Origin of the sequence: Thermodesulfovibrio sp. 3907-1M, from assembly GCF_040450955.1 — a bacterium.
GTDB lineage: Bacteria > Nitrospirota > Thermodesulfovibrionia > Thermodesulfovibrionales > Thermodesulfovibrionaceae > Thermodesulfovibrio > Thermodesulfovibrio autotrophicus.
The window spans coordinates 257,448-271,583 of sequence record NZ_CP144373.1; the positions used below are offsets into that span (position 1 = coordinate 257,448).

At 38.2% G+C, this 14,136-nt stretch carries 16 protein-coding genes and 1 tRNA gene; 15 read left to right on the plus strand and 2 right to left on the minus strand.

Translation table 11 applies throughout. The features are described 5' to 3' along the window. Positions 1-110: 110 nt before the first annotated feature. Positions 111-464, minus strand: coding sequence for a hypothetical protein (locus V4D30_RS01405; RefSeq protein ID WP_353684472.1), 354 nt, complete (start codon positions 462-464; stop codon positions 111-113). A gap of 40 nt (positions 465-504) precedes the next feature. Between V4D30_RS01405 and hydG the strand changes: the two genes are divergently transcribed. The 15 genes from hydG to moaC all read left to right on the plus strand — a co-directional run bounded on the left by hydG (position 505) and on the right by moaC (position 13,635). Beyond that, positions 505-2,010: a [FeFe] hydrogenase H-cluster radical SAM maturase HydG gene (gene hydG, locus V4D30_RS01410; protein WP_353684473.1), complete on the plus strand. Its 1,506-nt coding sequence runs from the start codon at positions 505-507 to the stop codon at positions 2,008-2,010. Continuing rightward, positions 1,985-2,287, plus strand: coding sequence for a hypothetical protein (locus V4D30_RS01415; protein WP_353684474.1), 303 nt, complete (start codon positions 1,985-1,987; stop codon positions 2,285-2,287). Before hydG ends, V4D30_RS01415 begins: the two co-directional genes overlap by 26 nt. Positions 2,288-2,300: 13 nt before the next feature. Then, the gene (gene hydF / locus V4D30_RS01420; RefSeq protein ID WP_353684475.1) at positions 2,301-3,569 is read left to right on the plus strand and encodes a [FeFe] hydrogenase H-cluster maturation GTPase HydF; all 1,269 of its coding nucleotides are present in this window, start codon (positions 2,301-2,303) and stop codon (positions 3,567-3,569) included. After that, a complete protein-coding gene (gene hydE / locus V4D30_RS01425) occupies positions 3,562-4,509 on the plus strand; it encodes a [FeFe] hydrogenase H-cluster radical SAM maturase HydE (RefSeq protein WP_353684476.1) in 948 nt (315 codons plus the stop codon). Before hydF ends, hydE begins: the two co-directional genes overlap by 8 nt. Positions 4,510-4,648: 139 nt before the next feature. Further along, positions 4,649-5,497, plus strand: coding sequence for a zinc metalloprotease HtpX (htpX, locus tag V4D30_RS01430; protein ID WP_353684477.1), 849 nt, complete (start codon positions 4,649-4,651; stop codon positions 5,495-5,497). Continuing rightward, complete coding sequence (gene purE, locus V4D30_RS01435) at positions 5,497-5,982, plus strand: 5-(carboxyamino)imidazole ribonucleotide mutase (protein ID WP_353684478.1); 486 nt, start codon at positions 5,497-5,499, stop codon at positions 5,980-5,982. Before htpX ends, purE begins: the two co-directional genes overlap by 1 nt. Positions 5,983-6,167: 185 nt before the next feature. Next, complete coding sequence (locus V4D30_RS01440; protein WP_353684479.1) at positions 6,168-6,473, plus strand: DUF2325 domain-containing protein; 306 nt, start codon at positions 6,168-6,170, stop codon at positions 6,471-6,473. Further along, positions 6,470-7,621, plus strand: a complete 1,152-nt coding sequence (locus V4D30_RS01445; RefSeq protein ID WP_353684480.1) for a carbohydrate porin — start codon at positions 6,470-6,472, stop codon at positions 7,619-7,621. Before V4D30_RS01440 ends, V4D30_RS01445 begins: the two co-directional genes overlap by 4 nt. A gap of 12 nt (positions 7,622-7,633) precedes the next feature. Then, the gene (locus tag V4D30_RS01450; protein ID WP_353684481.1) at positions 7,634-7,864 is read left to right on the plus strand and encodes a FeoA family protein; all 231 of its coding nucleotides are present in this window, start codon (positions 7,634-7,636) and stop codon (positions 7,862-7,864) included. Next, entirely contained in the window at positions 7,861-8,088 is a 228-nt protein-coding gene (locus V4D30_RS01455) for a ferrous iron transport protein A (protein ID WP_353684482.1), read from the plus strand. Before V4D30_RS01450 ends, V4D30_RS01455 begins: the two co-directional genes overlap by 4 nt. Continuing rightward, on the plus strand, positions 8,085-10,226 hold the full coding sequence (gene feoB / locus V4D30_RS01460) for a ferrous iron transport protein B (RefSeq protein ID WP_353684483.1): 2,142 nt from the start codon (positions 8,085-8,087) through the stop codon (positions 10,224-10,226). The genes V4D30_RS01455 and feoB overlap by 4 nt, the downstream gene beginning before the upstream one ends. A gap of 370 nt (positions 10,227-10,596) precedes the next feature. Beyond that, a tRNA-Val gene (locus V4D30_RS01465) sits at positions 10,597-10,668 on the plus strand. A 249-nt stretch (positions 10,669-10,917) separates the two neighbouring features. Further along, positions 10,918-12,447 carry a DHA2 family efflux MFS transporter permease subunit gene (locus V4D30_RS01470; protein WP_353684484.1) on the plus strand — a complete coding sequence of 510 codons (1,530 nt, stop codon included), beginning with the start codon at positions 10,918-10,920 and terminating at the stop codon, positions 12,445-12,447. Beyond that, complete coding sequence (locus V4D30_RS01475) at positions 12,434-13,165, plus strand: SDR family oxidoreductase (RefSeq protein WP_353684485.1); 732 nt, start codon at positions 12,434-12,436, stop codon at positions 13,163-13,165. The genes V4D30_RS01470 and V4D30_RS01475 overlap by 14 nt, the downstream gene beginning before the upstream one ends. Continuing rightward, positions 13,162-13,635 carry a cyclic pyranopterin monophosphate synthase MoaC gene (gene moaC / locus V4D30_RS01480; protein ID WP_353684486.1) on the plus strand — a complete coding sequence of 158 codons (474 nt, stop codon included), beginning with the start codon at positions 13,162-13,164 and terminating at the stop codon, positions 13,633-13,635. Before V4D30_RS01475 ends, moaC begins: the two co-directional genes overlap by 4 nt. Here the strand turns inward: moaC and V4D30_RS01485 are convergent. Beyond that, positions 13,632-14,135 (minus strand): hypothetical protein, encoded by a 504-nt coding sequence (locus V4D30_RS01485; protein ID WP_353684487.1) that lies wholly within the window; start codon positions 14,133-14,135, stop codon positions 13,632-13,634. The two genes, moaC and V4D30_RS01485, sit on opposite strands and share 4 nt — an antisense overlap. Between the last annotated feature and the right edge of the window lies 1 nt (position 14,136).

Below are 14,136 nucleotides of genomic sequence, written 5' to 3' on the forward strand. Positions count from 1 at the left end.
TTCCGAGGGCTCGTCCCGAGCCGAAGGCAGAGGTTACCCTTTTTTGTCATTGCAAGCCCGACGGAGTCGGGCGGTGGCAATCCTTATTATAAGGAGGAGATTCCTCACCTTCAGAGGGTGGCATCATACCCGAGGAATCTCTGAAATAGTGAGAACAAAGGAGATTCCTCGCCTGCCTCTGGCAGGCTCGGAATGACAAAGTATAGTAGGCTCGGAATGACAAAGCGAAGGTTCGGGATGATAAAAAGAAGGTTTGGAATGATAAAGAGAGGGTTTTGAATGATAAAAAGAAGGCTCGTAATGACGTTATGGTCATCATTCCAAGGGAGGATTTCTTTTTCATTTGTCATTCCGAGGGGGTCAATCCCCCGAGGAATCTCTGAGCCTTTTAATACAGAGAAAGGTGAAGGAGGCAATTGAAAATTATAAAGGCTAGCAAGTTCTTGATTTTCAAGAGCTTGCAAGTTTGAACACTCTTAAAACAAATAAAAGGAGGTTTTTAAGATGATAGCTACATTAACAAAAAAAGAAAAAGCATGGATGGACATGGTTATAAAAGAGGATGAAGTAACAAGATATATGGAAAATGGCAGGGACTTCATTAATGATGAAGAGATATGGGAAAAGCTCAGTAAAAATCAAGATCCAGAACCATCAAGAATAAGGGAGATACTTAAAAAGTCTCTTTCAATTCAAACACTTGAGCCTGACGAAACAGCAGCACTTCTCAATGTAAAAGAGCCTGAACTATGGCAGGAGATTTTTGACACCGCAGCAAAGATAAAGAAAAAAGTCTATGACAACAGAGTTGTAACCTTTGCTCCCCTTTACTGTGGAAACCTATGCGTGAACAACTGCCTTTACTGTGGCTTCAGGCGAGACAACCATGTGATAAAAAGAAGAGTTCTCACACTTGAGGAGATAAAGAGAGAAACAGAGGTTTTAGCAGGAGAGATTGGACACAAGCGTCTAATTGTTGTTTATGGAGAGCATCCTGCAACAGGACCTCAATACATAAGAGATACAATTGAAACAATCTACTCAGTCAGAGTAAAAACAAGAAACGGATATGGTCAGATAAGAAGGGTTAATGTAAATGCTGCACCAATGAGCATTGATGATTTAAAGATGCTCAAGGAAGTTGGAATAGGCACATATCAGGTGTTTCAGGAGACATATCATCATGAAACCTATGCAAAGCTTCATCCCAAGGGAACTATAAAACACAACTATCAGTGGAGACTTTACTGTCATCACAGAGCTCTTGAAGCAGGAGTTGACGATGTAGCACTTGGAGTGCTTTTTGGGCTTTATGACTGGAGATTTGAGGTTATGGGACTTCTTTATCATGCAAGAGACCTTGAAAGACAGTTTGGAATCGGTCCTCATACAATCTCTTTCCCAAGACTTGAGCCTGCTGCAAATACACCGTTTATTCAGGAGACAAAATACAAGGTGTCCGATGAAGATTTTAAAAAGCTTATTGCAGTTATAAGACTTTCAGTGCCATATACAGGAATGATTCTTACTGCCCGTGAGCCAGCTCATATCCGAAGAGAGATTATTGCCTCTGGAATGATTACTCAGACAGATGCTTCAACGAAGATTGGTATTGGAGCATACTCAGACAGGCTCACAGAGCAGGAGCTTGAGCGTCAGCAGTTTGAGATTGGAGACCCACGCAGTCTTGATGAGGTTATCCGTGAGCTTGCAGAGATGGGTTATATAACCAGTTTTTGCACAGCAGGATATCGTTGTGGAAGAACAGGTGAGCGTATTATGAGTCTGCTTAGAACTGGTAAAGAAGCCGTATTCTGTAAACTTAATGCAGTGCTCACATTCAGAGAATGGCTTGATGACTTTGCCTCACCTGAGACTAAGACAGCTGGTGAAAAGGTAATTCAGAAAGAGCTTGAAGAGCTGAAAGAGAGTGTTTCAGAGAAAGTTTATGACAAGCTTCTTGAATACTACGGGAGGATTAAGAATGGAGAAAGAGACCTTTATTTCTAAGATTGAAGAGGAAAGGCTGAAGGCTGAGAAGGGTTCACTCACTGAAAAACTCTCTGAAATAGCTGATTTTGTTAAAGAAAAATACGGTGCCAACATCTGGTTCGTTGAGATTATGGGAAAAAGACACTCATACATAGCTGGACATAAGGAGGAGTCGTTTCTTCCTGCTGAGGTTATTTATCTAAGTGAGAGATATGCGGTTGTATCAAATGAGTGGGAAAAGATAAAGGAAAAAGAAGCTGTGGTCAATCTCTGCAAGGTTACAGTAAGCGAATGAAGGAGGCAAAAACATGACAACACCAAGGAGTCAAAGACTTCACATAGCAATATTTGGAAGAAGAAATGCGGGGAAGTCATCACTTATTAATGCCCTTACAGGGCAGAGTCTTGCCATAGTCTCAGATGTTCCAGGAACAACGACAGATCCTGTTTCAAAGGCAATGGAGATACTTCCACTTGGTCCTGTTGTCCTGATTGACACAGCAGGAATTGATGATGTTGGTGAACTCGGGCAGCTGAGGAAGAAGAAATCATATGAGGTTCTTGAGAAAACAGATCTTGTATTGCTTGTGATTGACCCAGAAAAGGGATTTGGTGAGTATGAGAAGGATGTAGTAAAAAGGGCTCAGGAAACTAAAACTTCTGTGCTTTATGTCATAAACAAGATTGACCTTTATCCAGAGGCTAAAAAATCTGATTATCCTGAGCCAAAAGTTTTTGTAAGTGCTTTAACAGGTGATGGAATAGACGAACTTAAACAGGCATTAATAAATCATGCACCAAAGGACTGGACACTGCCCACAGTTGTTGGAGACCTCATAAATCCCGGAGATGTGGTTATCTGCGTAATTCCAGTTGACAAGGCAGCACCAAAGGGAAGGCTGATACTTCCCCAGCAGATTGTGATCAGAGACATAATTGACAGTGAAGCAATGGCAATGGTTGTAAAGGAAAGAGAACTAATCCATGCTTTCAATTATCTCAATAGAAAGCCCTCGCTTGTAGTAACCGATGCTTCAGTTTACAATAAAGTTGCCGCTGATACTCCCTCTGATGTGAGACTTACTTCTTTTTCTATTCTCTTTGCCAGATACAAAGGAGACCTTCAAACTCTTGTTGAGGGAGTTACAGCTGTAAAAAATCTCAAGCCAGGGGATAAGATTTTAATCTCTGAAGCATGTACCCATCATCCTGTTGAAGATGACATTGGAAGAGTTAAAATTCCAAGATGGCTCAGAGCTCAGGTTGGTGGAGAGCTTGAGATAGATGTAAAGGCAGGAGGCGGACCGCTTCCAGAACCTCTCAATGAATACAAGTTGATTGTTCACTGTGGTGCCTGTATGCTTAATCGTAAAGAGATGCTAAGCAGAATCATGCAGGCAAAAAAAGCAGGAGTTCCGATTGTCAACTATGGCGTAATAATGGCTCATATTCATGGAGTTCTTCACAGAGCACTTTCTCCGTTTCCCCATCTTCAGGCAATTATTGATGAGACAAGAAAAGATATGAAAGAGGAGATAGAGATACTAAGCAGATTAAAAAAAAGGATTTATGATTGACAAAACTCAGATTCTACAGCTTCTTACAGATGTTTCATTTGAAACACTGGCTAAAGTTGCTGATAATGTAAGAAGAAAAACTCATGGAGATGTGGTTCATCTCAGGGCAATAATTGAATTTTCAAACTACTGCAAGTGTAACTGCCTTTTCTGCGGAATAAGAAGGGATAACCGAAAACTTACACGCTATCGCATGACTGAAAAAGAGATAGTTGAACTTGCTTGTGATGCAGTAAATGCGGGCTTTAAAACAGTAGTTTTACAGTCAGGTGAAGACCCTTTCTGGAGTGTTAAAAAACTCAGCAAGGTAGTAAGGGAGATTAAAAAGTTTGACGTGGCTGTAACTCTTTCAGTTGGAGAGTTAAGTTACAAAGACTACGCAATGCTTAGAGAAGCTGGTGCTGATAGATACTTGCTTAAGTTTGAAACATCAGATAAAAAGCTTTTTAAGGCATTAAAGCCTGATACGACTTTTGAAAAGAGAGTTCAATGTCTTAAATGGCTCAAAGAGCTTGGATATGAAACAGGCTCAGGAGTAATTGTAGGATTGCCGGGACAGACTCTTGAATCCCTTGCAGAGGATATCATTCTTATGAAAGAGCTTGAACTTGATATGCTTGGAGTAGGACCATTTATTCCCCATCCTGAAACTCCGCTTAAAGATGCACCGATTGGAAATCCTCTTATAACTCTGAAAACGCTTGCAATTATGAGAATACTGCTTCCCAAGGCAAACATTCCTGCAACAACAGCCCTGAGAACAATCTCTCCTGAACTGGGAATAAAAGCCCTGCAGGCAGGTGCAAATGTTGTCATGCCTGACATAACGCCTGAAAAATACAGAACCTTTTATGAGATTTACCCCGGAAAAGGACAATCAAAAGGTTCATACGAGTTCTGGAAGAACTTTTTAAATAGCATCGGAATGACAGGATGTTGAAGGTGTGATGCTTTCTCCTCCATACTTTAATTAAGGTTAACTTTTATGAAATTTAAGGTGTAAAAAGAGTATTGCCTTAATGACCTGATAAATGTTAAATTTTTAGTAAATACATTAAGAATTTAAGGGGGTGTTTACTATGCATACATTGAAAACAATGGTTTTAATGGTTTTTCTTGCAGTATTTTTTGTTTTTATTGGCTCTATCATTGGTGGTAAGCAGGGAGCTACTTTTGCTTTAATTTTAGCTCTTGGCATGAACTTCTTTGCTTACTTTTTCAGTCATAAAATCGTTCTTGCCATGTATGGAGCAAAAGAAGTTACAGAAGCTGAAGCTCCAGAGCTTTACAGTATCGTAAGAAGGCTTTCACAAAGAGCAGGACTTCCAATGCCAAGGGTTTATATCATTGATTCTGAACAGCCAAATGCTTTTGCAACAGGTAGGTCTCCTAAACACGGAGTCGTTGCCGTGACAACCGGAATTATGAGAATACTATCCCGTGAGGAGCTTGAAGGAGTCATAGGTCATGAGCTTGCTCACATAAAACACAGAGACATTCTTATAAGCACCATTGCAGCAACCATCGCAGGCGCAATATCCTATCTTGCCCAGATGGCTCAATGGGCAATGATTTTTGGAGGTGGAAGACACGATGATGATGAAGGTGGTCATCCAGTAGTTGCTCTTCTTATGATGATCATTGCTCCAATTGTAGCGATGATCATTCAGCTTGCAATTAGCAGAGCTCGTGAGTATGCGGCAGATGAAGGTGGTGCAAAAATCGCAGGCAATCCTCTTTATCTTGCCAATGCCTTGAGAAAGCTACATTATGCAAGCCAGGCAATACCAATGGATGCAAATCCCGGAACAGCCCATATGTTCATTGTAAATCCTCTTTCCGGTCGTAGCCTGATGAAACTTTTCAGCACACATCCACCAATTGAGGAAAGAATTGCTCGTCTTGAAGCAATGGCAAGAGGTTACTAATGGCAAATGTATTGATTTTAATGGGAAGTGACAGTGACTTTGATGTAATGAAAAAGGCAGCTAAGGTTCTGTCTGAGATGGATGTATCTTTTGAGATTGATGTGTGTTCAGCTCACAGAACACCTGATAGAGCAAAAAAATATGCAGAAGAGGCTGAACAAAGAGGCATAGAAGTAATAATTGCTGCTGCAGGAATGGCTGCTCATCTTGCAGGATTTATAGCAGCACATACAACCCTTCCTGTGATAGGAGTTCCTGTTGCATCTGGTGCATTAAATGGTTTTGATGCCTTGCTTTCAACTGTTCAGATGCCTCCTGGAGTTCCTGTAGCAACAGTTGGAATAAATGGAGCTGAAAACGCAGCTTACCTTGCCTGTGAGATTCTCTCCTTAAAATATCCTGAAATAAGAGATAGGCTCAAACATAAAAGAAAAGAGATGTACAATACGGTTATAGAGAAATCAGAGAAGATAAAAAAGAAGTAAAAAATATTTAACTCAATTAACATTCCTGCCTGATAACCCCTGATTAAATATTCTTTCTAATTAATTTGAATAGATAAAAGATATTTGTATTTGTAAAATTTAATAAAAAACTCTTGACAAAAGTTTATTTATTTTATAAAATTAGAGCTATAAAATATTATTTATAAAATCTAAAGGAGGTCAGCATGAGTGTTTTATTAATTGGTGGTATGGACAGGCTTAAGAGTCATTATTTGAAAGAAGCAAGCCAGAGAGGAATTAATCTCAAGTTGTTCACAAAGCCATGCAAAGAAGTAACAAGGAAGATTGGTAAGGTTGATGCTATTGTGGTATTCACAAACAAGGTTTCCCACTCTATCAGGGACGATGTTATTAATTTTGCTCGTGCAAAGGGAATTCCTTTCTTTATGTGTCACAGTTGCGGTTTATGCACATTGAGAAAATATTTTGATGACTTAAAAAAACTAAATCAAAAAGGAGGTTTAGCATGAGAGGTTTAAAAATCATTTTATTGAGTTTCCTTGTTTTTCCTTTTTCCGTGTTTGCTGCGGATGTAACAGACTGGCTTTCAGTATCTGGCTCAGCTACTACAGTCTATCAATGGCTGCACATGACAAAGGGATATGTAGATTCTGACACGAATGATAAGACAAAAGACCGTGGCTCAGCAGTGATTGACTTTAATGTATCCCTTAAGCCTACTGAAAATGACGAATTCTTCTTAAGGGCAAGCTTTGCAAAAGGAAGTGGATTTCATTCAGAAAGCGCAAACTATCCCTTTGTTCTTAATCCAAATGCAGATGATCTATTTGTAGACTTGAGAAACATCAATGGACATGCAAGGGATCATCTTCAGGAGTTATGGTATTCTCACAGGTTTCCAATTGAAAAAGAAGTATCCATCAAGCTTACAGCAGGAATAATTGACTCAACAGCTTTTATTGATGACAATGCCTATGCAGCTGACGAATTACAGCAGTTCATGAATGAAGCTCTGGTCCACAACCCCCTTGCAAATCTTCCAAGCTATGATGCTGGAGTCGCAGCAGAGTTTGAAGCTGGTAAATTTCATCTGAGAGTAGTTGGAATGCGTTCAAAAAATGAAAACGAGACAATGGATGTGAAAAGATACAACTGGATAGGAGCACAGATTGGTTACAAGCTTGAGACAGGACTTGGTGAGGGAAACTACAGGATTTATGGCTACACAACGAATAAAAGATTTGAAAACTGGGATGCTGATGCATACAAGGCATTAAAAGGAATAGGAGTATCATTTGACCAGCAACTGCTGAAAGACACTCTTGGAGCATTCTTCCGTGCAGGATGGCAGGATGACTCAGCCAGGCTGGATTACAACAGAATGGTTTCACTGGGATTGAATCTCAATGGAAGCGTATGGGGTAGGAAGGACGATGAAGTAGGAGTTGGCTATGCCTATCTGAAAACTCCATCAAAGAATGAGAAGCTCAAGCACAGTCAGGTATTTGAGTCTTATGTGAAGTTTAAACTGTTTTCATACAAATTTCTTAGCTCAGATATAACCCTTGATTACCAGTATATTCGTGACACTGCCCGTGAGTCTGACAACACAAAGGCAGGTCATGTTTATGGTGTTAGATGGAATTTAAATTTTTAAAGGAGGCTTAGAATGATACCGCTTGCATTGGTGGATAATGGAGAAAAAGTGGAAGTTGTTGATTTTGCAAGAAAAGGCAGATCTATTTACTGCAGATTAAGAGATATAGGGATTTTTGTTGGTAAAGTCATTGAAGTATTGAGCAATCAAGGGCAAGGTCCCATTCTTTTAAAAATTGATGATTCAAGAATTGCCATCGGTAGAGGAATGGCAATGAAAATTCTGGTAAGGAGGATTCAATGAAACTAAGTGAGGTTAAAGTTGGGCAGAAGGTAAAGGTTTTATCAATAAAAACAAAGGGAATAATTAAAAGAAGACTTATGGATATGGGAGTTCTGGATGGAGAGCCGATAATTATTGAAAAAGTTGCTCCTCTTGGCGATCCAATTGATATAGTTGTCAAAAACTATCATCTTTCATTGAGAAAACATGAAGCAGAAAAAATAGAAGTGGAGGTAATACAATGAAAACAATTAAAGTTGCTGTTGCAGGAAATCCAAACTCAGGAAAATCAACCCTTATAAACGCAATAGCAGGAACACATCTTTACGTAGGTAACTGGCCTGGAGTAACAGTAGAAAAAAAGACAGCAACATTTAAGATTGATGATCTTGAAGTAAATCTCGTTGACCTTCCCGGAACATACAGTCTTAGCCCTTATACTCAAGAAGAGGTTATTGCAAGGGATTTTCTTGTAAAAGAAAGGCCAGATGTCATAGTTGATGTTGTTGACTCCACAAACCTTGAAAGAAACCTTTATTTTACAGTTCAGCTTCTTGAGCTGGGAATTCCTGTGGTGGTTGCCCTGAATATCTATGATGAAGCAAAGAAAAAGGGTTATGAGATAAACACAAATGCAATGGAGCAGTTACTTGGCATAAAAGTAGTTCCAACTGTTGCAACAAAAAAAGAGGGAGTAAATGAATTGCTTCAGGCTTTAAAGGAAATTGCTGCAGCTCCAGATAAATTCAAGCCTGCAAAACTTAATTACGGAGAAGAGGTGGAAAACTCATTGAAGATAATTGAAGAGGCAATACAGTCCCGTAAAGAATTAACTGATACTTATCCGATAAGATGGCTTTCATTAAAGCTTCTTGAGGGAGATGAAAGAATTTTTAAGGAGATAGGGTTTAGAGCAGATGAGGAATTCCTTCAGAGAGCAAAATCACATTTCCTTGAATTCCACGAGCAGGACATTGAATCAATGCTTACTGAAATAAGATATGGAATAGCTCATGGTGTTACAGAAAAAGTTTTAAAAAAAAAGAATGGCAGAAGAGTAGACATTACAGAAAGGATAGACAAAGTAGTTTTAAACAGATACATTGGTATACCGATATTTTTAGCTGTTATGTGGTTTGTCTTTAAGTTTGCCTTTGATTTTTCTTCTCCTTTCTGTGACTGGATAGATGGATTAATTTCAGGACCAATTACACACTGGGCAAAACTTGGGCTTAATGCTTTAAACTCTCCAGAATGGCTTGTTTCCCTGGTTACTGAAGGAGTTATTGCAGGAGTTGGAGCAGTGCTTGTTTTTGTTCCTCTTATTGGAATTGTAATGTTTCTTATGACTTTGCTTGAAGGAAGTGGATATATGGCAAGAGCTGCTTTTGTTATGGATAAACTTATGCATTCCATAGGACTTCATGGAAAATCTTTCATTCCTTTGATTCTCGGATTTGGATGCAATGTTCCATCAATTTATGCAACAAGAGTTCTTGAAACACAAAGAGACAGAAAGCTCACTGCAATGATATGTCCACCTTTTTCATGCAGTGCAAGGCTTCCAGTGTATGTGCTCTTTATAGGTGCTTTTTTCACCGCCAATGGAGCTACTGTGCTATGGTCTTTGTATATATTAGGAGTAGTTATAGCAATTGTAACTGGCTTTTTACTTAAAAATACAATCCTTAAAGGTCCAATTCCGCCATTTATTATGGAACTTCCTCCTTACAGAATTCCAACATTGAGAGATCTAAAAATTCACACATGGCAGAAACTAAGACATTTTCTGATTAAAGCAGGAACATTTATTTTTGCTTCTTCTATTGTATTCTGGTTTTTATTAAATACACCATATGGAGTGGAGAAAGAAAAGTCATATCTTGGTAAAATCGGGAAAGCAGTAAGCCCTGTTTTTGAACCTCTTGGATTTGGTAACTGGCAGGCTACTTCAGCTTTAATAACAGGTGTAATAGCAAAAGAAGTAGTTGTTAGCACAATGGCACAGATTTATGCTCCAGAGTCTGAAGAAAAAAAAGAAGAGCCTACTTTCAGTGAAGAAATAAGAGATATTTTTATTGGATTTATCTCTGCTGTGGAAGATGCTTTTTATAATGTTTTTTCAAGTTTTGGCATAAAAAGCTGGGAAACAGAAGAACAACCAGGAAAGCTTCAAGAAAAGCTTCAAACAGTATTCAGTCCATTGAGTGCTTACGCATTCTTAGTTTTTGTTCTGCTTTATCTACCATGCCTTACCTTTGCCTTTACATTAAGAGCTGAGTTTGGTTGGAAAACCTTAGGACAGACACTGGTTATTTACTTAATTTTGCCATGGATAACTGCCTTTATAGTTTATCAAGGCGGAAAATTATTGGGATTTTAAGAAAGCAACTATGGGCTTAACTGACATTTTAACTGCTACAGTAATTCTCCTTGGAGTGGTATAATACCGCTCCAAGGAGAAGACTGTTCTGTCTGTATAGGCAACTACAATATGGATAAGATAATCAAAAATTGGAAATAAAGATCAGGCAAATTGATAGCTAAAGTAAATTAGTCATTCCAGCATAAAAAAACATTAAAATAACAATGCGTTACAGTCATCTGTCTGTAGAACACAAAAAGCAAGCAATTAAACAGATAGAAAACCTTATTTTTCAAACCAACAAAAACTCTATGGTTACGATTTCAGTGACAGTTGACAAAAAAGGGTTGACAGAGAACTCAAAAAGTTGTTATATTTCAAAAGTTTTGGGCGATTAGCTCAGGGGGAGAGCGCTTCCTTCACACGGAAGAGGTCGTGGGTTCAAATCCCTCATCGCCCATAATAAAAACAAGGGTATACGAATTTCACTTTTTAGGTCATAATGTAGTTTTTTCAGAGCCTTAAACTATACCCTTGGTTTCTCCACTATTTGATTCCAAGCCGAAGGTGAGGGGTTCTTTCGTCTTCCTTGGTTAAGAAGTGTTACATAAAAACGCTAAAGTTGCTCAATCCAGTTTAATTCTAATGACAATTTCAGGTTTAATAAAGTTATTGCTAACTTACACTCTATTTTTTATATAATATTCAAATGAAGCGATTCTGGATAGTTTTAACAGTGATGTTGCCTACCTTTATTGAGATTCTTGATACAACAATAAATAATGTTGCATTGAGGCACATTCAGGGAAGTCTTTCAGCTGGAGTTGATGAGTCAACATGGATTATTACTTCCTATCTTGTTTCAAATGCCATTGTAATTCCAATGGCTGGATGGTTAAGCAGAGTTTTTGGAAGAAAAAACTATCTGATTTTTTCAATAGCTCTTTTTACAATTTCCTCTTTTTTATGTGGAACAGCGTGGAGTCTTACATCTTTAATATTGTTTAGAGTTCTTCAGGGAATTGGCGGTGGAGGACTTCAGCCTTTAAGTCAGAGTATACTTCTTGAAACATTTCCAAAGGAAAAATACGGCGCAGCAATGGCAATTTATGGAATGGGAATAATAATGGCACCAATACTTGGTCCAATTGTTGGAGGCTGGATTGCTGATAATTTTTCATGGAGATGGATTTATTATATAAACATTCCTGTTGGTATCATATCCATTTTGATGACCTATCTTGTTATAGAGGACCCTCATTATTTGAAAAAGAAAGAAAAACTGAAAATTGATTATCCTGGGATTATTTTTTTAGCATTGGGCATTGGATGTCTTCAGGTAATGCTTGATAAAGGCGAAAGAGAAGACTGGTTTGAATCAAAATTTATAATCACTCTATTTGTGGTAAGTATTGTAAGTCTTATAGCTCTTTTATGGTGGGAGCTAAAGCGAGCAGAACATCCTATTGTTAATTTCAGACTTTTTAAAGATAAAAACTTTTTTTTCGGAAATCTCGTAATGTTTTTTACCTTTATCAATCTTTTCGGAAGTATTATTCTTTTGCCAATCTATGTTCAGAATTTAATGGGATATACAGCATTTTTAGCAGGATTGGTTCTTGGACCTGCAGGAATTATTCAGTTTATAGCTTTCCCAATAAGTGGAAAAATCGTTGACAGGATAAATCCCAAGATACCCCTTGCATTTGGAATAATTATGTGTGCCTACTCAACTCATCTTATGAGTTTATTTAATCTTCAGGCAGGGTTCTGGGACTTTGTGTATCCAAGAGCTGTTCTTGCTCTTGGTATGGCTTTTGTTATAACTCCTCTGGCAGCAATGACAGTAGCTTACATTCCAAAAGAAAAAATGCAGGATGCAACACCACTGAACGGTGTTATAAGAAACATAGGAGGTTCTGTAGGCACAGCAATAGTTACAACAATTGTTTCTCAGAGAGCTCAGTTTCATCAGTTTAGACTTATAGAAAATCTCACTCCCTATGATATTCCCTATCAAATAGCTATTGAAAAATTGAATGAGTATCTGCAGCCAAGAGCACTACTACCGCCTGAAGGAGCAATTTATAAGGAACTTATTAGACAGGCACAAGCAATTGCATTTAATGAAGCCTTTTGGATACTCAGCGTTGGAATGATTTCAATGCTTTTAACTATTATGTTTTTCCGGAGACCAATTTATAAAAAGAAAGGAGGTAGTCCAGATGTTGTCCATTAAAGGAAAAGTGGCACTCATAACAGGTGCATCAAAAGGCATAGGTTTGGCAACTGCTGAGAAATTCGCCCGTGAGGGAGCTAATCTTGTTTTAGTAGCAAGGTCTCGGGAGTTATTGAATAATTTAACTGAGAAACTTAAAACCTATGGAGCAAATGTTGTCAGTGTTTCAGCTGATCTTACAAAACCTGAAGAAGTTGAAAGAGCGTTTGAGGTGTTGAAAGATTCTTTTCAGAGACTTGATATTCTGATTAACAATGCTGGAAGGGGAATTTTTAACTACATTGAAAACGGTTCACCGGATGAATGGAAAGAAGTTATAGACCTGAATCTTACAGGGCTTATTCATTGCACCCATTTAGCTGTAAAAATGATGATTCCTCAGAGAAGTGGTCATATTGTGAATATTTCATCAGTAGCTGGAAGAGTTGGAATTCCGGGGTGGTCTGTTTACTGTGCTACGAAATGGGCTGTTATAGGTTTTTCTGAATCAATTCGTAAGGAGTTGATAAAATACAACATTCGTGTTACAGTAATAGAGCCAGGTGTTGTTGCAACTCAGTGGGGTGAAAATATGCCAGAAGAATGGATAAAAAGCAGAGGAGCAATGAGAGCACTAAAAGCTCATGACATTGCAGAGGCTATATACTATGTTGTAACCCAGCCCGAGCATGTCAGTATAAATGAAATACTTATAAGGCCATCAGAGCAGGAACGATGAGCCTTACTCATTTTGATGAAAAAGGACAGGCAAGGATGGTTGATGTTACAGGAAAACCTGTAACAGAGAGAATTGCTATCACTGAAGGCATTGTAAAGATGAAGCCTGAAACCTTAAAAATGATTTTAAATAGGGAAATTGCAAAAGGTGATGTTTTTCAGGTTGCCCGTCTTGCTGGAATTATGGCTGCAAAGATGACTCCCCATCTTATTCCGCTCTGTCATCCACTTCCAATTACCTCTGTTGAGATTGATTTTGAACCTGATGAAGAAAACTCTCAGGTAAAAATAAAAACCACTGTAAAAACAACATCGCAAACAGGAGTTGAGATGGAGGCAATGGTTGCAACCTCTTTAGCAGCGCTTACAGTATATGATATGTGTAAAGCAGTTGACAAAGAGATGATAATTGGAGATATAAAGCTTGTTTACAAAGCTGGAGGTAAAAGCGGAGAGTTTGTTAGAGTTTAATTTTCCTTATCTGAGTCTCCTCCGAAATAGAGCTGTCTTTCTACATATGGATTAAGTCTTATAAAAATAAAAATAGAATCTCCTTCCTTTTTATAAACTGTTTCAACTGGCTCGAGGATTCCAAATACCCAGGGAAAATAAATTGGTTTTAATTCATAACCTGCAAGATTTCCTCCAACTGATATGGCAGAGCATTTTATAGAACTCACATAAGCACTTTTTAAAATTTCCTCAGCTATTTTCAAAGCTTCTTTTTCGGTGAGATTTTCCATTGTTCTGTATTTAAACTCTGAAGCATAGGGAACTATTTTAACCATATCATCCACTTTATCAAGAACCAAGAAGGTTTCAGGGTCATTGATGAAGGAATTTGAGTAGATAATCAAATTAAATGAACCCTTAATATCAGCTACATTGCATTGATTGAGTAAAACTTCTCCATGTAAATTCAATGGCAGTATAAGGAGTCCGATAAATATTAATATTCTAATCAGCTTCACA

What these genes read in the sequence shown, in the direction of transcription:
- V4D30_RS01415 (WP_353684474.1), top strand. Translation starts at nt 1,985, where the DNA reads ATGGAGAAAGAGACCTTTATTTCTAAGATTGAAGAGGAAAGGCTGAAG.
- feoB (WP_353684483.1), top strand. Translation starts at nt 8,085, where the DNA reads ATGAAAACAATTAAAGTTGCTGTTGCAGGAAATCCAAACTCAGGAAAA.
- hydE (WP_353684476.1), top strand. Translation starts at nt 3,562, where the DNA reads ATGATTGACAAAACTCAGATTCTACAGCTTCTTACAGATGTTTCATTT.
- purE (WP_353684478.1), top strand. Translation starts at nt 5,497, where the DNA reads ATGGCAAATGTATTGATTTTAATGGGAAGTGACAGTGACTTTGATGTA.
- V4D30_RS01470 (WP_353684484.1), top strand. Translation starts at nt 10,918, where the DNA reads ATGAAGCGATTCTGGATAGTTTTAACAGTGATGTTGCCTACCTTTATT.
- hydF (WP_353684475.1), top strand. Translation starts at nt 2,301, where the DNA reads ATGACAACACCAAGGAGTCAAAGACTTCACATAGCAATATTTGGAAGA.
- V4D30_RS01475 (WP_353684485.1), top strand. Translation starts at nt 12,434, where the DNA reads ATGTTGTCCATTAAAGGAAAAGTGGCACTCATAACAGGTGCATCAAAA.
- V4D30_RS01440 (WP_353684479.1), top strand. Translation starts at nt 6,168, where the DNA reads ATGAGTGTTTTATTAATTGGTGGTATGGACAGGCTTAAGAGTCATTAT.
- moaC (WP_353684486.1), top strand. Translation starts at nt 13,162, where the DNA reads ATGAGCCTTACTCATTTTGATGAAAAAGGACAGGCAAGGATGGTTGAT.
- htpX (WP_353684477.1), top strand. Translation starts at nt 4,649, where the DNA reads ATGCATACATTGAAAACAATGGTTTTAATGGTTTTTCTTGCAGTATTT.
- V4D30_RS01450 (WP_353684481.1), top strand. Translation starts at nt 7,634, where the DNA reads ATGATACCGCTTGCATTGGTGGATAATGGAGAAAAAGTGGAAGTTGTT.
- hydG (WP_353684473.1), top strand. Translation starts at nt 505, where the DNA reads ATGATAGCTACATTAACAAAAAAAGAAAAAGCATGGATGGACATGGTT.
- V4D30_RS01445 (WP_353684480.1), top strand. Translation starts at nt 6,470, where the DNA reads ATGAGAGGTTTAAAAATCATTTTATTGAGTTTCCTTGTTTTTCCTTTT.
- V4D30_RS01455 (WP_353684482.1), top strand. Translation starts at nt 7,861, where the DNA reads ATGAAACTAAGTGAGGTTAAAGTTGGGCAGAAGGTAAAGGTTTTATCA.